22 protein-coding genes and 1 pseudogene are annotated in these 20,200 nt (G+C 69.4%); 11 read left to right on the top strand and 12 right to left on the bottom strand.

What is annotated here, in order from left to right; all coding sequences use genetic code 11:
• Positions 1 to 89: 89 nt before the first annotated feature.
• The 4 genes from QQM72_RS08910 to QQM72_RS08895 all read left to right on the top strand — a co-directional run bounded on the left by QQM72_RS08910 (position 90) and on the right by QQM72_RS08895 (position 2,232).
• Complete coding sequence (locus QQM72_RS08910; protein WP_314220249.1) at positions 90 to 443, top strand: DUF317 domain-containing protein; 354 nt, start codon at positions 90 to 92, stop codon at positions 441 to 443.
• A gap of 104 nt (positions 444 to 547) precedes the next feature.
• Complete coding sequence (locus QQM72_RS08905) at positions 548 to 838, top strand: hypothetical protein (RefSeq protein ID WP_107454353.1); 291 nt, start codon at positions 548 to 550, stop codon at positions 836 to 838.
• A gap of 15 nt (positions 839 to 853) precedes the next feature.
• Positions 854 to 1,675 carry a DUF317 domain-containing protein gene (locus QQM72_RS08900; protein ID WP_314220248.1) on the top strand — a complete coding sequence of 274 codons (822 nt, stop codon included), beginning with the start codon at positions 854 to 856 and terminating at the stop codon, positions 1,673 to 1,675.
• Positions 1,676 to 1,824: 149 nt separating this feature from the next.
• Positions 1,825 to 2,232 (top strand): hypothetical protein, encoded by a 408-nt coding sequence (locus tag QQM72_RS08895; RefSeq protein ID WP_314220247.1) that lies wholly within the window; start codon positions 1,825 to 1,827, stop codon positions 2,230 to 2,232.
• Between the two features lie 57 nt (positions 2,233 to 2,289).
• Here the strand turns inward: QQM72_RS08895 and QQM72_RS08890 are convergent, their stop codons facing one another.
• The 11 genes from QQM72_RS08890 to QQM72_RS08840 all read right to left on the bottom strand — a co-directional run bounded on the left by QQM72_RS08890 (position 2,290) and on the right by QQM72_RS08840 (position 10,990).
• Positions 2,290 to 2,982, bottom strand: coding sequence for a hypothetical protein (locus tag QQM72_RS08890; protein WP_314220246.1), 693 nt, complete (start codon positions 2,980 to 2,982; stop codon positions 2,290 to 2,292).
• Positions 2,983 to 3,061: 79 nt separating this feature from the next.
• Positions 3,062 to 3,505, bottom strand: a complete 444-nt coding sequence (locus QQM72_RS08885; RefSeq protein ID WP_314220245.1) for a hypothetical protein — start codon at positions 3,503 to 3,505, stop codon at positions 3,062 to 3,064.
• Positions 3,506 to 3,946: 441 nt separating this feature from the next.
• Entirely contained in the window at positions 3,947 to 5,689 is a 1,743-nt protein-coding gene (locus QQM72_RS08880; RefSeq protein WP_314220244.1) for a relaxase/mobilization nuclease domain-containing protein, read from the bottom strand.
• Positions 5,686 to 5,994, bottom strand: a complete 309-nt coding sequence (locus QQM72_RS08875) for a mobilization protein (protein ID WP_102912502.1) — start codon at positions 5,992 to 5,994, stop codon at positions 5,686 to 5,688. The genes QQM72_RS08880 and QQM72_RS08875 overlap by 4 nt, the downstream gene beginning before the upstream one ends.
• Positions 5,995 to 6,311: 317 nt before the next feature.
• Entirely contained in the window at positions 6,312 to 6,545 is a 234-nt protein-coding gene (locus QQM72_RS08870) for a hypothetical protein (protein WP_314220243.1), read from the bottom strand.
• 85 nt (positions 6,546 to 6,630) lie between these two features.
• Positions 6,631 to 6,822: a hypothetical protein gene (locus QQM72_RS08865; RefSeq protein ID WP_057608355.1), complete on the bottom strand. Its 192-nt coding sequence runs from the start codon at positions 6,820 to 6,822 to the stop codon at positions 6,631 to 6,633.
• Positions 6,819 to 8,459: a hypothetical protein gene (locus tag QQM72_RS08860; RefSeq protein ID WP_314220242.1), complete on the bottom strand. Its 1,641-nt coding sequence runs from the start codon at positions 8,457 to 8,459 to the stop codon at positions 6,819 to 6,821. Before QQM72_RS08860 ends, QQM72_RS08865 begins: the two co-directional genes overlap by 4 nt.
• Entirely contained in the window at positions 8,456 to 9,097 is a 642-nt protein-coding gene (locus QQM72_RS08855) for a WhiB family transcriptional regulator (protein ID WP_314220241.1), read from the bottom strand. Before QQM72_RS08855 ends, QQM72_RS08860 begins: the two co-directional genes overlap by 4 nt.
• A gap of 155 nt (positions 9,098 to 9,252) precedes the next feature.
• Positions 9,253 to 9,951, bottom strand: coding sequence for a zinc finger domain-containing protein (locus tag QQM72_RS08850; protein ID WP_314220240.1), 699 nt, complete (start codon positions 9,949 to 9,951; stop codon positions 9,253 to 9,255).
• A gap of 2 nt (positions 9,952 to 9,953) precedes the next feature.
• The gene (locus QQM72_RS08845) at positions 9,954 to 10,847 is read right to left on the bottom strand and encodes a helix-turn-helix domain-containing protein (protein WP_314220239.1); all 894 of its coding nucleotides are present in this window, start codon (positions 10,845 to 10,847) and stop codon (positions 9,954 to 9,956) included.
• The gene (locus QQM72_RS08840) at positions 10,844 to 10,990 is read right to left on the bottom strand and encodes a hypothetical protein (protein WP_314220238.1); all 147 of its coding nucleotides are present in this window, start codon (positions 10,988 to 10,990) and stop codon (positions 10,844 to 10,846) included. The genes QQM72_RS08845 and QQM72_RS08840 overlap by 4 nt, the downstream gene beginning before the upstream one ends.
• 746 nt (positions 10,991 to 11,736) lie before the next feature.
• Here QQM72_RS08840 and QQM72_RS08835 point away from each other — a divergent pair.
• The 5 genes from QQM72_RS08835 (at position 11,737) to QQM72_RS08815 (ending at position 17,804) form a co-directional block, all read left to right on the top strand.
• Complete coding sequence (locus QQM72_RS08835; protein WP_314220237.1) at positions 11,737 to 12,168, top strand: XRE family transcriptional regulator; 432 nt, start codon at positions 11,737 to 11,739, stop codon at positions 12,166 to 12,168.
• 34 nt (positions 12,169 to 12,202) lie between these two features.
• Positions 12,203 to 12,715 carry a hypothetical protein gene (locus QQM72_RS08830; protein ID WP_314220236.1) on the top strand — a complete coding sequence of 171 codons (513 nt, stop codon included), beginning with the start codon at positions 12,203 to 12,205 and terminating at the stop codon, positions 12,713 to 12,715.
• Complete coding sequence (locus tag QQM72_RS08825) at positions 12,712 to 13,920, top strand: MAB_1171c family putative transporter (protein WP_314220235.1); 1,209 nt, start codon at positions 12,712 to 12,714, stop codon at positions 13,918 to 13,920. Before QQM72_RS08830 ends, QQM72_RS08825 begins: the two co-directional genes overlap by 4 nt.
• Positions 13,917 to 15,365, top strand: coding sequence for an amidase family protein (locus QQM72_RS08820; protein WP_314220234.1), 1,449 nt, complete (start codon positions 13,917 to 13,919; stop codon positions 15,363 to 15,365). The genes QQM72_RS08825 and QQM72_RS08820 overlap by 4 nt, the downstream gene beginning before the upstream one ends.
• Before the next feature lie 654 nt (positions 15,366 to 16,019).
• On the top strand, positions 16,020 to 17,804 hold the full coding sequence (locus QQM72_RS08815) for a Shedu anti-phage system protein SduA domain-containing protein (RefSeq protein ID WP_314220233.1): 1,785 nt from the start codon (positions 16,020 to 16,022) through the stop codon (positions 17,802 to 17,804).
• A 61-nt stretch (positions 17,805 to 17,865) separates the two neighbouring features.
• On the opposite strand, the gene QQM72_RS08810 is transcribed toward QQM72_RS08815, so the two are convergent.
• On the bottom strand, positions 17,866 to 18,039 hold the full coding sequence (locus tag QQM72_RS08810) for a hypothetical protein (protein WP_314220232.1): 174 nt from the start codon (positions 18,037 to 18,039) through the stop codon (positions 17,866 to 17,868).
• Between the two features lie 259 nt (positions 18,040 to 18,298).
• Between QQM72_RS08810 and QQM72_RS08805 the strand changes: the two genes are divergently transcribed.
• Together QQM72_RS08805 and QQM72_RS08800 are read left to right on the top strand one after the other, a co-directional pair.
• Positions 18,299 to 19,105, top strand: a complete 807-nt coding sequence (locus tag QQM72_RS08805) for an alpha/beta fold hydrolase (RefSeq protein WP_314220231.1) — start codon at positions 18,299 to 18,301, stop codon at positions 19,103 to 19,105.
• Positions 19,106 to 19,139: 34 nt separating this feature from the next.
• A pseudogene (locus tag QQM72_RS08800) lies at positions 19,140 to 20,118 on the top strand (transposase family protein).
• Positions 20,119 to 20,200 lie beyond the last annotated feature (82 nt).

Genomic DNA, 20,200 nt, shown 5'->3' with positions numbered 1-20,200 from the left:
AAGATCGCGGAAAGACTGGCCAACGGGCGCGAGGGCATGTCAACGTAGACGACCTTGCAAGAAACCCCAGGTCAGAGAGGTGATTGCCCGTGACCGTAGCCCCTGCGGGCCCCGGTTTCTCTACCACCGTCGAAGCCCTGCGACCGCGGGAGTGGCAGCTGGGCCCCGGTCAGCCGACCCTGGTCATGGACCAGTTCTCCGCCGAGGACTTCCACCTGATCGTCGATGATCGCGCGGACGTGCACGTCAGCTCCAAGGACGGCCGGTTCTACCTCGGCTGGTTTCCGCTCGGCCGCCCCGGCACGGATGGCGAGGGATGGAAGATCGCTGTCACTGGAACCGCCAAGATCCGCGGCTACCACCTGTCGTTCGATACCGAGACGCCGGCCGACATCGTCGCCGCCACCGTAGCGAGTGTGCTGGAGACCTCACGCCGCCTCTGACAGCGCGGACACCGACACGTAGTGCCCGCCCTGTGAGCGCTGGCCGTACCGAAGGCCGGCCCGTTCCACTGCCCCCGTTTCCCCCGAACCCCAGGAGGCTGTCCTTGACGTCCCCGGAGATGACCGTCGGCGATCTCATCGACCTGTTGTCCGGCTGCGACCGGAGTGCTCCGGTCCGCCAGGCCATGAACCCCTTCGCCCCGATGGCGCACCGCTTGGCGCAGGTCCTCCAGTCGGTCGACGAGACCGGCCAGACCGTCGTCTACCTCGCCGAAGGACCGGACCCGGACGCACAGCTCGGCCACCTTCCGCCGGAGGTCGCCATCGAGCTGACGTGGCAGGGCCCCGTCCAGGCGCCCCCGCGCCGCCCCCGCCGCCGCGCCGGCGGCAACTAGACCCTCACCGAGCCCTTGGAGGCGCCCCTGTACCCCGACTTCCCGCTCGACTCGTCCACCCCGCGCGGCGGCCAACCCGCGTTCTGGGTCGGCCCCCGGCACCTGGCCGGTGACGATGGACGCCTCTACGACGTCGTCGCCGACGCGCTCGCCGGCCTGGGCTGGCTGAGCCTGACGATCGTCCGCGGACGGCACGAGCCGGACGAGGCACCGGAGGACCGCCAGGTCCTGCGCAGCACCGTCCTGCACATCAGCCCCGACGCTCTGCGCTGGGCCCAGTGGGGCCTGGCGGACGAGCCGTTCCACCTGGGCGAGCTGCCGATCGCCTGGCAGATCTCCGCCCGAGCCGAGGCGAGCAGCCCGCTCGCCCAGTGGTCGGCCTACTTCACCCGTGACGTCCCCGGCGAGGCGGTGGTCGACTTCCTCATCGCGCTCGACGCAAGTGACCAGCCTGCCGTGCCGCTCGCCGGATCCGAGCTGGTCCTTGATGCTGTCGCCGCCCACGGATGGTTCCGCGACATCGACCAACCTCAGTCGGCGGCGACGGACCCGACGTTCACCTCGCACATCAGCCTCGGCGAGGTCCCGCCCCTCATCCAGGACGCCGACCCGCGGGCCCTGTCCGCCGAGGACGACGAGACGGGACTGGCCGGATGGCAGGCGTGGGCCGAGCCCGCGCTCGGCGCACCGTGTCTGTGGGCGGCATCGTTCGCCGCCAGCGTCCCGCACGACCTCGTCGCCGCCTTCGCCGCCTCCCTCAGCTCGACCGCACCGGTCCTGCGGCGGGTACTGCCCGAGGCCACCCAGGAGCGACTCCTGCGCGCGCCGGCCATCTAACGTCCCGTGCACAACTCTCGACGATCGCAGTCCGGCACCCTCTCAGTTGGGGGTGCCGGACTTTCTTGCTTCTCGGGTGAAGTGGCCGTTCGGTCTTCGATGCCCAGGAAGAATTGCCGGCCGTTGATGGAACGATGCAGGATGCGGCAATGCACCCCAGCCCCGGCGCCTTAATGGTCATCGCTCTCATCGTCGCCGTGACGATCGCGTTGACGGTCCGTTCACGCCGCAAGCGCACGGCTGCCCTCGCGGCGCAGTGGCAGGCATTTCAGCAGCACCGAAGCTCCGGGCAGGGGCAACTCCTCCAGGTGACGCGGGTCTACCAGCACGGCCGCCGTGGCTCCAAAGCTGTCGTGACCTGGTGCGACACCGGGCGGCAGCAGGACGCCTGGTTCTGGGACTGGCACGTTCCCGCAGGCGCGTACCTGCTCGTGAACGCCTCCAGCGGCTACGGGCCGCACAGTCACAATCCGAACGTGCTCTACGTCCAGCCCGGCCAGGTCCGGGCCTGGGTACCAGGCCAAGCCGCTCGCGCCGCTCAACGCGTCAGCCAGTAACGCACTGCTGCCTCCGACCTGCGGTGGTCGGAGGCAGCAGCGTGACGTGCGCGCAGGTCAGCTCGTTGCCGTGGCCTTGGCGAGAGCCTTGTCGAGGTGGCGGTCGACCAGGGCCGGGGAGCCGGAGACGACCAGCAGCAGGTTGCCGTCGCGGATCGCGGTCTGCTTGACCACAGTGCTCCGTCCCCCGGCGATGAACGTCAGGAGCTGGCTCCACTGCTCGTCACCGCCGACGTGGGGTGCGGGCAACTTCTGCGAGGTCACGTCGACTGGGGTGCCGCCCGCGACGACCTGATAGGTCGGGCAGCCGGTCATGGCGTCGAAGATCCGGTCGATGCCGTCGGAGAGCTTCTTCACGCTGTCGCTGTACAGCTCCTCGGAGATCTCCGAGGAGCTGCCGCCATAGGTGAAGTCCGCCTTCGCCTTGTGCGGGAAGGCGAGCGTGCCGCCAGTCGCCGCGTCGCCCCCCAGCTCGCTCAGGGCCGGGCAGCCGATGACGCTGACGTCGTCGTGGTGGGCCGGACGCTCCGGCTTGGGAAGGTAGCCGTTGCCGAGGTCGCGCGGGTCGAGCAGGCGGGACTCGAGTGCGGCCGAGGAGAGCGCGGTCGGCTTCTGGACGGCGTCGGCCGGCTTTCCCGTACGGAAGGAGGGGGTCTGGTGCTTGGCCCCGGTGGTGTCGGTGGCGCAGGCGGGCAGGGCGAGGAGGGCGGCGGTGATGCCGAGTGCGGTGGTGGCGACGCGAACGCGCATGACGGAACTGACCCCTTGGTGCTAGGCGACGGGTGGTCAGTGCGGGCCTGCAGGCCCGGTGGGGTCGTAGGAGTGGTGGTCAGTGCCCGAGGTGGCGCAGGCAGTCCTCGAACGTGGCGTGCGTCGCGTCCGCCGGTCCGGAGTGCCGGTTGTACCAGGCGGTGTCGATGCGGGTCTCCTGCTGCTGGTGGCCTGCCCGGCAGCGCAGCCAGATCTCGCCACGGGTGGAGAGGATGAGCCAGTCCCGATATGCGCCGCACTCGGTGCAGGCGGCCATCTCGCCTTCGAGGACGAGGGGCTGCTTCCACGGCATCATCTTGCCGTCGACCTGGTCGTGGCTCGGCACGCGCAGTTCCGGCGGGAGGAAGTCGTCCACGATGGCGGCTGGCTCGGCGGACTCCGTCTCAGGCGCCGACACTCCGAAGCCGGGCGGGACTTGGCCCTGCAGCTGCACGTACAGCTCGGCGAACTGTCTCTGGGCTTCGCTCGGCTCCTTGGCCCTGCGGCGTATCCGGTGAAACACCTCGGCGTCCTCCTCTACCTCAGCACCTCGTCCTGCGCGTTTCATGATCGTGCCCCACGCCCCCGGCGGTTTCAATTCACAAAGTCCACAGTCACCTCCGGCCAGGTCAGCAGAGGTATTCGGCTTCTCGGCTGCCCAGAGGATGAGTTGGCCACGATGCGTGTCTCCATGCGCCGGGGTGGCCATGCCAGGGTGTGCCCGATCACACGCCATCGTCTCCCTCGACCGCTCAACTTCGCGACGCCTACTGGCTCGACTCGCCCCACCTGCGCCATGCTCGTCCGTCCTGCGGGTGCACGGATGCCGACAGCCCCCACATCGGACCTGGTCGCCACCGAGGTTCGATGTGGCGCACGGCCATGCTCTGGATTGCGGGCGAAGCGGTGGCGCTGTCCCTTCTCTCGGTGATGCACTGAGTCCGCGTGCAGGCACCCGGCGGGCTCACAGGGGCTTACGTGATGTGTCCTCTCCGCTGCGCTGCCTGCCGGGCGCGGAGGGCCTGGTGGTCGTCCCGCGCGTTGCGGACCGGCGCCCTGCGGTGCTGGTCTCGGGCAGGTGGGAGGCGTCGGCGGGCAGATCGGCGGTCCGCCGCATCCGCCACACGAGCACGTCGCTGACGGAGTCCGCGGTGCCGAGTTCGCGGCGGCCGGCAACGTCGGACAGAAGGACGGCCGCGTCGTGTCCGGCGGCTTCGGCTTCCGCGATGGTCGCCGCCAGGGCGTACCAGCCGGGTTCGGCGAGGATCTGCTCGGCCAGCTCCGGCAGCGCCTCGCGCAGCAGCACGGTCTGCCGCTGGAGCATCGGTCGGCTCAGACGTCGGCCGCGCTGGTAGAGCACGCCTAGGGGCTGGGCGGCGGCGGCCTGGTAGGCGGTGCGCAGGTGCGCGGCGGCCCGGGTAGCGGCCTCGGCCTGCTGGGCGTGCCCCTTCCTGGCGTGCCAGTGCGCGGCGGCGGTGATGAGGAAGAACAGCATGTCGATAGCCATGGCCGTGGTGGCTCCGTCCTCGCCGCGGCCGAGGGCCGGGCCGCTTTGGACGAGGTCGCGGGCGGCCTGCCGCAGGACTCGATCGTGCCCGCGCACGGCGCGGACGTGAGAGCGCGAGGCCCGTTCGAAAGCCGTTGCAGCGTCGCGCAGTTCGCGGCGGGTGTGGGCGGCGGAGGTCTTCGCGAGGGCATCCAGGACCTCGCCGGCCGCTGCGATGTGGGCGGCGGCGACCGCGTCCTCGCCGTGCTCGACGACGAGCACGGCCTGCCACACGGCCGAGGCTGTTCCGCGGCGTGCGGCGGCCGGACTGCCCGGCTCCGTACGGATCGCATCCTCCCGCCGGGCAGCCGGAACGTCCTGCGCGTCACCGGCCCAGCGCTCGCGGATGCGGGGCAGCGACAGGTCGGGGGCCAGGCGCGCGCCGGGGTAGAACACCGGCTCGCCGTCCTTGTTCAGGTCATCGGGCAGGGCGACCTTGTACCCGAGGAGGTCGCCAGAGGGAGCGGCGCGCTTGCGGATCAGGAGGCCGGCGGTGGCGAGCCGGTCGAAGAACTCCTCGTCGCTCCTCGCGCCGGCCACCGCCCGTCGTACGGTTTCGCGCAGTTCCTCGCGGGCGGTGCGCTCGCGACCCTGCCGCTCGGCTTTGTGGCGTTCGGCGCTGGTGGGCCGTTGGGCTGCGGTGCCGTCGCCGGGGGCGACCTGGTGGAGGCCGAGTTCCTTCTCGATGAGCCGGGCTTCTGCCTGGGCGCGGGCGCCGGAGCGGAAGTCGTCGGGGCGGTGGCCGTCCTCGGTGACGAGGGTGGCGACGATGTGGATGTGGTCGTCGGCGTGGCGTACGGCGGCCCAACGGCAGCCGGGCTGTCCGTCGCCGGGGTCGATGCCGGTGGCGGCGACGATGCGGCGGGCGATGCCGGCCCACTCCTCGTCGGACAGGATCCGGTCGCCGGGGTCGGCGCGTACGGAGGTGTGCCACACGTGCTTGGCCGGGCGGGCGTGCTTTGCGAGGGCCATCACGGGCTGGTCGAGGAGCTGCTGGAGGTCTGTGAGGGTGGCGCTCGGGTGGCGTCCGGGGTCGGGGGACATGCCGTCGAAGGAGGCGACGAGATGGGGGTCGGTGTGATCCTCGTACTTGCCGGTCTCGTAGAGGTAGTAGAGGAGACCTCTGGTGTCCGACCCGGACGGGTTGACGCTGGGGATCATGAGCCGTGGTGCTCGATCAGCCGTGTGGCGGCTTCGTGGGCGGTGTCGGCGGCACGCCGTACGGCGGCGACGGCCGCTTCGAGCTGAGGAACGTCTGCACCGGAGTTGAGCGCCTTGACTGCCTGGTTGAGATTACTGCCGGCCCAGCCGAGCCGACGTCGGCTGTCGAAGAGGGCTGTGATGACTTCGCGTTCGTCGGCGATCTCGGCGCTGGTGCGGTTGAGGTCGCGGGCGGCGGCGAGCGCGGAGCGGGCGAGGAACCCGGCGACGGACAGATTGCACTGGGCGGCGGCGGACTTGATCACGGCGAACTCATCATCATTGAAACGTGTGTTGGGCTGGTGGAGGCGCTTCTTCTCGGGCGACTGGCGCGGACGCTGGCGGGCGCGAGGAGCGCGCTGTCGGCGTACACGCGGTTCAGTCTGCTTCTCCTCCTGCCCTGGCTTCGATCCGCCCCCGGTCGAAGCCTCAAGGACCTGCGCCCTCCGGTGCAGGTCCTCTCCCGCCCCCGAGGGGGCGGGTTCGGCGGAAGCTACGCTTCCGCCCCAACTTGCTCGCCCCGAGACCGAGTTGGAGTCGGGATCAGGTTCCGGGGTAGTGCCGTTCTTGCGTGCGTTCGTCATCAGGATTCGGGCCTCGTAGAGCGGGTGCGCTGCTGGATGGTTGCGGCCAGCGCGAGGACATCGGCTGGGCTGGCAAGGACGCGGACCGGCCCGTCGGGGCGGTCCTGGACGAGCCACTGCCCGGTCGGCGTGAGGACGACGGCGTGTAGGAGTTGCTGGCGGACCAGGACGTCCGCCCAGGCATCGGCCTCGGCGACGGTGGGCTCGGAAGAACGAGGGGGACGCGGAATCACGGCGTACCTCCTAAGCGGGGCGGTGGCCCGGTACGGAGCCGGGCCACCTTTGCGGGCACGGGCTTTGAACTGGGGCTTTGCCGGTTCAGCCGCACTCGGGGCAGCGCCCGACGTGGCTGTTGAGCGCGCGAGCCATCCGCTGTTTCGCCGAGGCAGCTTGCTTCGCGCTGGACTTCGCCGCCGGCCTGCCCGCGTGCCGCTCGGAGTGAGCGAGCATGAACCCGATCTCTCGCTCGTACTCCGCGCGGACGGTGTCGAACTGGTGGCAGGTCTTCATCGGGCGGTGCTCCTCGTCGTCGTGATGTCCTCGTTCCGCAGCTCCTGGAGGACGAGGCCGAGTCGGTCGTTCCCGACACCCGTCAGGCCCTGGCGGCGGATGATTTCGCGCAGCTGCACCCGGGTGATCGCTCCGTTGCCGTCCCGTTCGAGCAGGGCGGGAACATGGGGGCGTACCTCGTGGACAAGCTGGCGCTCGGACTCGCCCAGCTCGCGTGCCGGGCGCTCCGTCTGCGGAGAGCGGGACCGGGCACGGTTGTCCTTGTTCTTCGTCCGGGACTTCCTGGCCGGCTTCCGACGGAGTGGGACCTTGTGTCCTCGGTCCTGGGTGGTCTCGGTCCCGGATTCGGTGGCGGTCGGTCCTCGGTCCTGGGTGGTCTCGGTTCCGGACTCGGTGGCGGTCAGTCCCCGGTCCTCGGTGCTCTCGGTCCCCGACTTCGCGAGGCTCGGTCCCCGATGAGAATCTGGGTCCTGAGCTGCTACTTCTCGCGCGTTGCGGTCGGTCCTCGTGGCCGCTGAGACCCGGGCTGCGGCTTCTGGATCGGCGGGACCGGTCCCCGGGACCGCGCCGTCCTCAGGGGGCTTGGTCCCCGCGGTAGTTCCCGTTTCGTCGCCCTTGGTCCCCGCGCCGACCTTGGCTTCAGGGTCCGCCTCTTCCGGGACCGGTCCCCGAGGAGTCCTCGGTCCTCGGTCCGGGACCGGCTCGTCGGAACTGTCGGGACCGGGGACGGGGACCGGCACATTCGATGTCGGCTGTGCGGGGGCCGTGGCCGCCGATGCGCTGCTGTGCGCCGGGGACCAGGGAGAAGGGAGCGGGACCGTGGCGAGAGCGAGCGCGTGTCGCCGGGCGGCGAGCTGGTCGAGCAGCTGTGCTTGCTGGAGGGGGTCGGTGCCGACCGAAGCCCTGCCGACCGCCTTCGACAGGCGTCGGGTCAGCCGCCGGCCTCGACGGTTCCGCTGCTGCTCGGGTGTGCGCTCGGCGAGTCGGGCGGCGAGGGCGACCGCTCGGGCGGTGGCCCGGTCCCGGGTGATCTGTGCGGCGTCGCGGTCTCGCGCGGCGATGCCGAGGCGGGACAGGAGACGCTCACGTGCCTCCCGGCCCAGGACGGCGATCAGTCCTTTTGAGGCGGCGCCGGGTGTGCGCAGGCGCAGTTCGATGCCCATGGCCAGGTGCCACAGCATCGCCGCCATGACTGGTCCGACGAAGGCGCGGACCGTGCCGCCGATGGGGCCGCTCTCTGCGTAGGCGGGGATCACCTGCACCGTGGTGATCACCCAGACCAGCGTGCCCGGCAGGCCGGGGGCGCCCTGGACGGCGAGGTTCTGCCGTGCCATCAGCGCGGTGGCGAACAGGGCGAGTTCGGCGGCGGCGAACATGCCGGCGCGCTCGGCGGCGCCGGCCATGTCGAGGTAGTCGGCGGCGAACCGCCACGAGGTGTCGGCGCTGTAGGCGGTGCAGCCGAGGGCGGCGACGGCGGCGACCTTGACCGCCGGGCCGCCGAGACGTTTCTGCGAGCGAGATCCCCGGCGCCGGATGGTCCAGGCGGTCAGCACGAGCGCGAGGGTGGCGGGCACGACGGCGGCGAGGAGGAGAGGGAGGTCCGAAGTAGCACCGAAGGCGAGGACGGGGTGGGTCATGCTGCCTTTCCGAGAGGGGCGTGCGTCGGGGGCGACGCTGCCGGGCGGCCTGCCGGCTGCTGCGTGCCGGGAGCTGCGGGCGCGGGGGTGCCCTTGGTCTTGGAGGTCCTCTTCCGCTTCTTCTTGGGGCGGGGCGCGCCGTAGTTACGGTCGCGGTCGAGGACCTTGTTGGCGGCTTGCCGGAGCAGGTCTCGGGCGTGCTTGTGGCTGATCTGCAGGGCGGCGGCGAGCCGGTCGGGCTGCCAGCCCCGGACGTAGGCGTGGTCGATGACGACCTGCCGCTCGGCCTCGGTCAGGTGCACGTCGCGTCCCTGGAAGAAGGCGGTCACGCGCCGGTAGTCCAGGCGCTGGTGCAGTCCGTCGTGCAGCGGGCGCCGCTCGGCTTCGGTGAGGCCGCCCCAGACGCCCTCCTTGAGGACGTTCTCCAGGGCGAAGTCCAGGCACTCGCGGCGTACGGGGCACCAGCCGCACAGCTCCTTCGCCTCCGCGATCTCCTCGTGGTCCCGGGGCCCGGGGAAGAACACGGCGTCGGCGTCTTCGACGTCCATGCCGTGGCACGCTGCGCGGGTGTGCCAGCTGGTGTCTGCGATGCCGCGCAGGCCGGTGGCCGGCGCTTCGTGGGTGGTGATGTGGCGCAAGGCGGGTCTCCGATGTGCTGCCGCGGCGGGCTAGGGCGGTGCTCGGCGGGTGCGGCGTCGGGTGCCGGCTGCGGCGCGGGGCGTGCGTCGCAGCCGGTGCGGGACGTGTCGGGTGGCGGTGCAGCGGACGGGGGTGCACGCGCCGGGTGCGCCGGTCAGGCCAGGGCGGGCTGCTGGGCCTGCTGGGCGGTGGCGAGGTCGAGTCGGCCGGGGTGCGGGGTGGCGCGCGGGGCGGTTCCACGAGCTCCGCCGTCGGGGCCGATCCTGCGGCGGCGGCACGGCTCGCCAGGCTGGGCCAGGCACCAGTCGCACCGCACGCTCAGGACGTCGGGCAGTCCCTGCGCGACAGCGGCCTCACGGACTGCGCGGGCGGGCCGGTAGGGCGCGAGGGCTGCTCGGGCGGCGGGCGGTATGCAGGAGCCGATCTCCCGCAGCCGCGCCTCCAGCTTCGGGTCGACTCCGTCGCGACCGCTGGTGATCGCCCGGGGCTGCGCGGGCTGCGCGGTACCGGCGGCGACGGCTCGGCGGGTGCCGACCAGTTCGGCGGTCCAGGCGGCCTGGTCGTCCGGGTCGACGGACGGCGTGGGATCGGAGTGCCTCGCCAGGCGGTCGCGCCGGTAGCTCTCCCAGGGACGGGCCAGGTCCGCAGGCAGGATCTGGTACGGCGAGGCGCGGATGTGCTGGCGGGCGGCGACGCGGACGTCCCAGCCGTGCGGGGTGGCCATCGGCACGTCGCCCAGCAGCTCGTGCCACTGGGCGAGCTGGTCGCGCGCCTCGCCTTGGTCGGTGCGGATGGTGCGGGGGTCGAGTCGGCCGATGTAGGCCAGCAGGGCTGCGATTTCGCGGCGGTCCACGGTCAGCCCTCCGTTCCGGTCGGCTCGTCGAGGGCGGCAAGCAGGGCGGCGGTGTGGGCCTCCGTCCGCGTCATGCCCCCCGGTACGGCGGTGTTCTTGCCGGGCACGGCGTAGAGGTTCGGTCGGCTGGGAGCGTGCTCCCGGGCGACCCAGGAGCGCCAGTCGGCAGCCCAGGCTTCCGCCGCCCTCGGAGCATGGCCCGCCCGGTGTGCACGCCACTTCGCGTCGGCGGCCCGAAGGCCCTGCTCGCCGAGGCGATCGAGGTGTCCCTGCTGGCGGGCCCAGGTGTGGGTGGCGGAGTCGACCTGCCACTCGGCAGCCGAGAGGACGGCAGCACCACTACTGCTGTACCTCCGGTTCAAATCAGGTTCACTACGGTTCTGTGTGCCGGTAGCCGGTACATCGCTGTGCCGGTAGCCGGTACGGCGCTGTGCCGGTTTTCGCCTCGACCTGCCGGTTTCCGGTACTGCCGGATTCCGGACCCTCCCGGGGGATTCCGGCACCTCACGCGGGCGGATTCCGTACCGCCGCAGAGCAGAGAGCCGGAGCTTCGCGGGGCTTGCGGGCTCGTCTACTGCCGCCGTGTCGCTGTCTTCCTGCTGCTCGCGCTGGGCCTGGGCGACCACTTCGGCGGCGAGAGGCATGCGGTAGACCGTGCTGCGCTGAGGGCCTACGAGGTCATCGAGCTGTTCCAGCTCGCCGGCCAGGAGCAGGCGCTCGACGGCTTCGCGCACCGTGGAGACCGAGGCGCGGGTGCGCTTGGCCAGGCTGGACAACGAGGCCCAGGAGATGCACTGCTCGTCGGCCACCCGGTCGGCGATCGACAGCAGGACCAGGCGCGCGGCCCCTCGGCTGGAGCTGTGCTCCCACACCCACTCGCGGGCTTCGCTGCTCATCGGCCGCTCCAGACGAGCGGGCGGGTCCGGCTGCTCGCCGGGGCCAGGGTGGTGCGGTCCGGCTCGGGGCGCTGAGGCGCCGAGGCGGTGGTGGCTGCCGCGCAGGCCAGGCGGAAGAGCCTTTTACGCAGGGCAGGAGGCATGCGATACTCCCCTTTGCAGTGTTGCCACGCTGACGCGCCCCTCGGAAGGACTCAGCGTGGTGATGGTGGGCAATCTCCGCCCTTGCCGGGGCGGGTATGCCGCTTAGCGTTCGGCGTCCGTGAGTTACCGCTCTCGGGCGCCGTCGCTGTTTGCGGACCTTCGCGGTCCGGTCCGTGCTCGCGGTCTCCTCACGTTCGTCGCCGCAGGCGGGCTGCCCGGGGACGACGAACATACGCACGGACCGGTGTCAAGATCCAGACTTGGTTCTTAAACTCTGTACTGGTCGCAGAGAGTCCCCGAACGGTCGTGTGCCGCAGCCGTCCGCACAGGGCCTGGCGGGGCCCGTCCTCGCGTCGAAGCGCACCGTTGCCGCGGTTGCCACGTACGCCAAGAGCGTGCCATTGTGCCCGAGTTGGAGCGGGAGTCTGGTATTTCCGGCAGCGGAAAAGCGATGTGGATGAGGAGTTTCCACGGTCGCCTCCGCGCTTTCCGATCGAAGATCAAATACGGCCTGCCAGACGTGACGTATGTGGCTGGGTGAATGTGGCTTGCGCCACGCCGCCCGGCGTACTCCAGTCGGCAGAAACGGACAGGTCGCCCTGAAACAGGCGGTACGCGTCACACGGAAACGTGCTGGTGAGGAAGAACTTTCCACACGTGTGATCGGCGCGTCAAACTGCTGTTTATGGCGGGGTAGGGTGGCTGACGTGACGACGAAGCCCGCCCCGGAAAGGATCATGAAAGAGTGGCCGAAGGTCAGGTGAGCTCCAAGGGGCTCATGGATCGCCTAAACCGCCTGTTCGACACCGTGCACCCGCCCGATCGCGGCCCTTACAGCAACGCTGAAGTGGCCGAACTGATGGAGAAGCGAGGGCTGGGCAAGCTGTCGGGGCAGTACCTGTGGCTCTTGCGGACCGGGCAGCGCGATAACCCGACGAAGCGTCATCTCGAAGCGCTCGCAGGGTTCTTTGGCGTGGATCCCGCCTATTGGTTCGACGATGCTGTCGCCGAAAGGACCGTGCAGGAACTTGAGTTGCTCGCGCTGCTTCGCGACACGAAGATCAAGAACGTTCTTCTTCGTCTATCCGACGTCTCCGCAGACGGAAAGGATGCCGTCCTGGGGATCGTTGAGAGCGTGCGTAAATCCGAGGGGTTGCCGCCCTCAACTGGCGCGTAAACGGCCGTAGTTCAGTTAATGATCAAGGAAAGCAATGTGGTCTGCACGTAGGCTGCGCCGGCCTGACCTCTTGGCCGAGCTGAAGCTCCCGTACGTCACCAATATCCGCGACCTCAGCGACGAGGTGTCTCGCCGCACGGGACGGACGGTGGTCCTAGAGCCCCGGGAGCAGGCGCCCTCGGTGTGCGGGGCATGTGCCGTTACAGAGAGTGCCGTCCACGTTTTCTACGACCCGTGGACCAGTGTCCTGCACCAGGACCACATCATCGCCCACGAGTTCAGCCACCTACTGCTCGGCCACCACGAGAACCGACCGGTCTCCGCGCTGGCTCCGGCCTTCATCACCAGCGTGGACCCGGCCACCGTGCAGATGATGTTGGGGCGCACCAAGTACGACGAGGACGAGGAGCGAGACACCGAACTCCTAGCATCGCTGCTCCAGCGCCAGATCATCGACCGGTGGCTGCGCAGCGACGAGTCCTCCGGGGACGAAGTACAGGACCGGGTCACGCACACGCTGCTGCGCCGACGGGAGGCCCGGCCGTGAAGGACCTGCTCCACCCGATCAGCCTCGTCGTCGCGACGCTCGGCTTCCTCTGCCTCCTGCGGGACGTGCCCACCCGGCGCCGCGACCCCGCCTCGGCCGCGCTGGCCGCCGTCTTCCTGCTGTCAGGGCTCTCGTTCCTGTTCTCCATCACGCCGATGTGGAACTACCTCGACCGTGTGCTCGGCACCGTCAACATCTCCGTGCCCCTCGCGCAGGGCTGCGTGGTCGCGCTCCTGGGCTGCCAACAGGTGGTCCTCACCCACTGGGGATCCCCGCCCGAGGTAGCCCGCCGGCGCAGTCGCCGCTGGCTCTGGGTCGGCTTCGCGGTGATCGCCGGGCTGCTGGTGCTGTTCGCCCTGCTGACGCCCAACGCGCCGCACCCGATCGACTTCACGCTCTACTATGCGCACGACGACTGGTACGCCGCGTACCTCACCCTGTACGTCACGGCCTACACCATCGGCGAAGTCTTCCTCGCCCGCGCCTGCTGGCGCCTGGCCCTCCGCAGCATTCGCGGGTCCGTCCGCGTCGGCCTGCGCATCGTCGCCCTCGGCGCGACCGTCACCCTCGGATACAGCGCCGTCCGCATCGGCAACGTGATCGCCGCCGCCTTCGACACCTCTCTCGCGGAATGGGAGGGCTTTGCCTGGACCTGCGGCGATGTCGGCGCCATGCTCACGCTGATCGGCTGGCTCGTGCCCACCATCAGCGACCAGGCCCAGAGCGTCCGGTACCGGATCAAGCAGTACCGCAGCTACTACGGGCTGCGCCCCCTATGGCTGGCCTTCTACAGCGAGGCACCCGAGATCGAGCTGCCGATCGACAGGGTCGACCCGGCCCAGCGGCGCCGCTTCCGTCGCATCTCGATCCGGCTCTACCGCCGAGCCGTCGAGATCCGGGACGGCCGGTTCGTGATCCGCCAGTACCTCGACGCCGCCGTCCGTGAGGCCAGCGAAGCCCGTCACCGGGCCCGAGGGCTGCACGGAAAGGATCTGTCCGCGGCCGTCACGGCGGACCAGATCCTCGCCGGAATCGCCGCCAGGGCCGCCGGCGCCCGCCCGGAGCCCGACCAGCTCACCGAGTTCGCCGACTTCGAACGCCAGACCACCAGGCCCATGGACGACATCGACGCTCTCCTCGATGTCGCGCGCCACCTGCCCCGCCAGCCCGCACGAGTCCCCCACCTTGAGCGAGTCTCCGCATGACGAACGACCTCACCCACCAGCCCGCCCACGTCCAGCTCCGGGCCCTGGACCGCGGCGAGATCTCCAGCCGCGAACTGCTCGACCTGCACCTCGCCCAGATAGACGCCAGCCAGATCAACGCCGTCGTCACGCGCGACGACAACGCGGCCCGAGCCGCCGCGCATGCAGCCGACGAACGCCGCGCCCGCAGCGAGAGCACCGGCGTCCTCAACGGCCTTCCCCTCACGATCAAGGACAGCTTCGAGACGGCGGGCCTGCGCACCACCAGCGGCGCCGAAGACCTCGCCGACCACGTCCCAACACGCGACGCCGACGCGGTCGCCCGGCTCCGCCACCAAGGTGCCGTCATCATGGGCAAGACCAACACCCCTGCGTACTGCCAGGACCTGCACACCGACAACGTCCTGTTCGGCCCCACGCTCAACCCGCACGACCCCAAGCACACCACCGGCGGCTCCTCCGGAGGCCCCGCCGCAGCAGTCGCCGCCCACCTGACCCCCGCCGACCTCGGCAGCGACCTCGCCGGCTCCCTGCGGCTCCCCGCCCACTACTGCGGCGTCTACGGCCTGCGCCCCACCCACGGACTCATCCCGGCCCGCGGCCACATCCCCCGCCCGCCGGGATGGATCACCAGCAGCGACATGTTCACCCCCGGCCCCCTGGCCCGCGACCCCCGCGACCTCGACCTGCTCCTCGCCGCACTGACGACACCGTCACCCGACGAAAACAACCCTTGGAGCGTCACGCTGCCCACGGCGCAGCGCCAGATCGGCCAGCTCCGCGTGGCGGTGTGGGCCGAAGACGCGAGCTGCCCCATCGACCGCAACATCGCCGATGCTGTCGCCGCCCTGGAAGGGACACTCGCCTCCGCCGGCGCCAGTGTCCACCGCACTGCGGAGCCGGTTGGCTTCGCCGAATCCCTCCGCCTCTTCGAGCAGCTCCTCCACGCCACCACGACGGCCGCCACCGACGATGCCGTCGGCGAGGCCGAACTCGCCGCGGCCCGTGGCCTGCACGCGGACGACGCGAGCCCACGGGCCGCCATCCTCCGCCACCGCACGCAGACACACCGCGCCTGGCTCCGCGCCAACGAGGAGCGCCTCCGGCTCCAGCAGACGTGGCACCGGTTCTTCGCCGACGGTCAGTACGACGTCCTCATTACGCCCGCCGCTCCCACCGCGGCGATCCCGGCCGGGAGCCGTTCTCTCACGGTCGACGGCGTCGAACGGAGCTTCTTCGACCAGACCGGCTGGGCCAACCTCACCAGCCACGTCGGTCTGCCCAGCCTCGTCATGCCTATCGCGCACGGCGCCGACGGCCTCCCGATCGGTGTGCAGCTCGTAGGACCGGCTTATTCGGACCGGACCCTGCTCGTGATGGCCGAGCACCTGGCGCCCCTGCTCGGAGGGACGGCCGAGGGCGTCATCGCACCATGGAGCGGATGACCTCTACGTCACCGTTGTAGGTGACTGCGTCTTCATCGGCGGTAGGCGGTTCGAACCGAGCGAAGAAGTCGTCCAAGGCTTCGGGATATGGACAGGATTTGTTGCTGTCCGTTGTCCACGTCTCGGCCACCGCGACGTGCCCCCGAACGCCTTCATGAGGCGATGGGCCGGGTGGTGCTGCGCTCCAGGCGCGGCACCGAGATACTTCCGGCGTTCCCGGAGATGGGGGCTGGGGCTGTGCAACTGCCGGATGCCACCACTCTGGACGGCGAGCTGCTCGGCTGGTTGGAAGCGTTCCAGGACGGCGACGGCCCGGGCGACCGGGGCGGTAATGATCCAGCTGGCCGGAACTCCATGGGCGTCTTCGCCCTTGAAAGCGAGACTACGCAGCCGGTGGCGGTAGACGCAGCCGTCCGGATCGCGTTGGACGCTCAAGCAGCCGCGTTGCAGGTGCTTGACTACTGGTGCAGGGGTGGTATTCGGACCATGCGCAATCCTCGCCCAAGGCGGATGTGTCAGCGCGCTAGTCGAGACCGTGGGCTCACGCCACCCCGAACGTCCGCTCGTGCCGATGAGCGAGCGTAACCTTATGGTGCCGAAGTACGTGCACGGCCTCGGCTCCCCGGCCCCGCACCATAGCCCTAAGCTGATCAGATGGCGGACAACCTGCTCATCCATGGCGGCAACGAGAACGCACTTCGCACCCTGAAGGACACCGGCCAGTATCGAGGCAGGGTCAAGTCGGCATATCTGCGACCGCCGTGGGACATGCAATGGGGGTTCGAGCACCACGAAGCTCCTGGCCGCGCGTCCTGGCTCGGCATGATGCAGGTGCATCTGCGTCTGGTGCGCGACCTGCTCGCCCCTGACGGCTCTGCGTGGGTGCACGTCGACGACCGGCAGTTCGCTGACTGCCATGTGCTCATGAACAAGGTCTACGGCCGATCGAACTTCGTATCTACAGTCGTCGTTCCAAAGCCTGCACGGAATAACTCCCGTCACTTCACGGTCAGCCACGACTACCTACTTGTCTTCGCGAAAGACGCCTCGACATGGCAGCCGAACCCTCTCCCTCGTACAGCCGAATCAGAGTCGAGTTTCCGCAACCCTGACAACGATCCCCGCGGGCCGTGGCGAGCAGCCGACCTCTCCTTCCCCGTTCTTCGTGAGAACCTGCGCTACGAAGTGGTAGGTCCGTTCGGCACGGCCATACAGCCACCTGCCCGCCGTTCTTGGCGATTCACCCAGCAGCGTTTCGAGGAACTCGATCGCGACGGACGTATCGCATGGTCGCCCAGCGGCCGTCCGACGCTGAAGCTCTATCTATCGGAGGCCCCTGACAAGCCGCCCTCCACGGTATGGAGCCCGGCCGACGTGGGGACAAGTTTCCAAGCGCGCCAGCACCTGCGCGGACTGCTCGATGACATGCACCAGCCAGCTCCGCCGCCGGAACAACTGCTGCAACAGATTCTCACGATCGCGACCAACCCCGGTGACCTCGTGTTCGACTACTTCGGCGACTTAGGCACGGCCGCTGCGGTCGCGCACAAAACTGGCCGCCACTGGCTCGCTGTCGACAGCGAGTCGCACGTCGTCCGCGACCGTCTGGACAAAGTGATCAGCGGTAACGACTCAGGCGGCATCACACATGAAGTGAACTGGACAGGCGGCGGTCACTATGACGTAATTGCGGCGGCGAGACCCGACCAAGAATCCGGGCCCCCTGATTCGGGCGCCGACGAACATGTGCGGATTCAGGTCGTCACGTACCGGAAAGACGGCAGCGTCGTTCCCGCATTGGACTCGACCGAGAAGGACCACCGATCGGCCGAGCTAAAGGTCATCAGGCAACGCCGCGAACTCCTGCAGGAGCTTCGGAAGGTCGTCAGCGACAGGAGTGCGCCGGAAGCCGCAGTTCAACGGATAATCGGACGCAATCACTGGATCTTCGGGGGTGAGTACACAGAAGCCTCGGAACGACGTGACCTGTTGCCCCTCGACCAGCACGACATTCTTCTCGTGCGCGCTGACCGCAGCGTTCACGTCGTCGAACTCAAGAAGCCCGGCGCCGCACTTGTCAGGTGGCACCGCAACGGCCTGATCATGTCGAACGAGGTGCACGAGGCGGTGAGTCAATGCAGGAACTACGTTCAGAGAATGGATGACGCGGGACCGACACTGGAAACAATCCACCGCAACACACTTGACCTTGACTACGATTACCTTCGTACACGGGGAACCGTTGTGATCGGGAATCCTGATCACGTGGAGGTACCTGGAGTCACTCAGCAGATGGTCGCCCGTACCATCCGTTCCTTCAACACGGACCAGAGCCGAGTTCAGGTACTCACCTACTTGGATCTGATCGAACGCGCGGAAGAAGCACTCCGCTTCGTCGAGGACGACCTCGAAACTCCTGGTATCGAGAGTGCACCCTGATGAGGTACACGCTGGTCTCTCTGCGGACAAGTCGATGCACTCTCATGCCGCCGAGCGTGTGTTACTGGCCTGAACTCTGCTCGTGGTCTTGTGTAAGGCGGGCGGCGAGGTAGTCGGCCCAGTCTCGGCGGCCGTAGGTGACCCAGCGGACGGCCGTGTTGACGTGGAGGCCGAGGAGGTCGGCAAGAATTGCGGCGGGCAGGTCGGCGGCAAGGGCCGGTTCGCGCGGGCCCACGGCTGCCAGGACGGCCGCCGCAGCGGATCGGCTCCGAGGTGATCGGGCAGACGGCTGCGGTAGGCCCACAGAAGCCGCACCGCACGCCGGTAGCGGTAGGTGGAAGTAACGAGGTTGTGAACGAATAGTCGGGTGAGGTGTCCTGCCCGAGGTCGAGCTTCGGGGTGTAAGGGCCTGGCGCGGTGGACCGGTGGTGATACACCGAGGCTCGGTGGCTACTCTCGTCTCTCCATTGATCTTGACTACAGGGGAGCAGACTGTGCGCCATGCCACCGTGACGCCCGAGGGCGACCAGATCCGCTGGGTTGAATTGCCGGGGCAGGAGCCGCCACGCGTCTACGTGCATGGTCTGGGTGCCAGTTCACCCGCCTACTTCACGGAGGTCGCGGTCCATCCCCTGCTTGCGGGCCGCCGTTCGCTGCTGATCGACATGCTGGGTCACGGCATCAGCGACCGGCCGACGGGCTTCAACTACACCCTGGAATCACACGCGGATGCGCTCGCCGCAGCCCTGACCTGCGCGAGTGTCACCGGTGCCGAGCTGATCGCACACAGCATGGGTGGCTCGGTGGCCATCGTCCTGGCCACCCGGCACCCGCACTTGGTCTCCCGTCTGGTCCTGGTGGACGCCAACCTTGACCCGATCGCGCGCACACCTGCCTCGTCGGGCAGCAGCGGGATCGCCGCCTACTCCGAGCAGGAGTTTCTGGCAGACGGGTGGGGAGAGGTCCGCGACCGGGTCGGCCCCCACTGGTGGTCCACGATGCGTCTGGCCGGCCGTGAGGCCCTGCATCGCAGCGCGGTCCACCTCACCCGCGGCACCGTCCCCACCATGCGTGAGCTTCTGCTGGACCTGCGGATTCCCCGCGCCTACCTGCTGCCCGAGGCCGACGGCCCGCTCACGGGCACCGCCGCACTCACCGCGGCAGGGGTGTCCGTCGTCAGGATCCCGGACTGCGGACACAACATCATGCTGGACAACCTGGAAGCCTTCGCCCGCGCCACCGCGGCGGCACTCGCAGACCGAGACCAGGACCAACAGGCCGCGCGCGAGGCCAGAGCGTGACGTGGAAAGGACCGTGCAGGGTTCCTCGTGTGTGATGACGAAGGAATGGGCCCGTGCGGCCTTGTCCCATCCCGCCTTCACGGGCATCTCCCGCGCACATCTCGGCGGCTTGATCGAGGAGTTGGCCCTTCCGTGGGCCGCGCGGTGTGAGTCCACGCTGCACCAGCGACGAGGAGGGAAACGCAGGCAACAGCCGGGCGCAGGGCCGAAGCACGACCTCGTCTTCACCGACAGGGTCCTGGTCACCCTGATCTACCTGCGTCATCAGCTCCCGCATGCCGCTCTCGCGGAGTTGTACGGCCTGGAGCGGTCCACCATCACCCGGGCGATCGGGGAGATTCGCCCACTGCTGGCCGAGCGGGGTTTCGCCGTCCCCGACCGGAGCAATGTGCGGCTGCACACCCTGGCCGACGTGTTCGCCTACGCCGAAGCGGAAGACGTCACCTTGCGGATCGACGGCACTGAGACCCAGGTCCGTCGCCCCCAAGCCCACCGGCCCGGACGGCGGGCGTTCATCTCGGGCAAGAGGAAGCAGAACACCTGCAAGACCACCACGATCAGCGACGGCCAGGGCCGCACTCTGTGGTCGGGGGCCGACCGGCCCGGAAGAATGCACGACCAGACCGCAGTACGCACCGAAGGCATCGCCGAACAGTTCCGCCTCCACCCGCACGTGAAGGCCGAGGTCGACGAGGGATACCGGGGCCTGGCCAACGAGTTCCCCGGCCAGATCTCCGCTCCGCCGAGAAAACCGAAGGACGACGCCCCGCTCGGCGAGCAGTACGCCTGGCGCGAGAGGCGTCGACTGCAGTCCTCCCGCAGGATCTGCGTCGAGCACGCCAAACGCCGAACACAAGCAGTGGCGCCCGCTGCAGCGGTACACGGGACGTCGCGAACACTTCGCACAGACCTACCGCGCCATCGCCGGCCTGGTCTCCGACCGCGCCAGCCATCGGACCACCCGAGGGCCGACAAGCACCGAACTCGTCCTCGCCCGCCCCGCAACCGCCTGATCACCCACCAGCCGAACCAACAGGCCAGCGCACCTCGAACTCATTCGCTCACAACCCCGTAAGGCACAGACGCAGGCCGACC

Origin of the sequence: Streptomyces zaehneri, assembly GCF_032248645.1 — a bacterium.
GTDB classification, from domain to species: Bacteria; Actinomycetota; Actinomycetes; order Streptomycetales; family Streptomycetaceae; genus Streptomyces; species Streptomyces coriariae.
The sequence above is the reverse complement of the archived record's forward strand: the minus strand, read 5'-3'. Positions and strand labels throughout refer to the sequence as shown.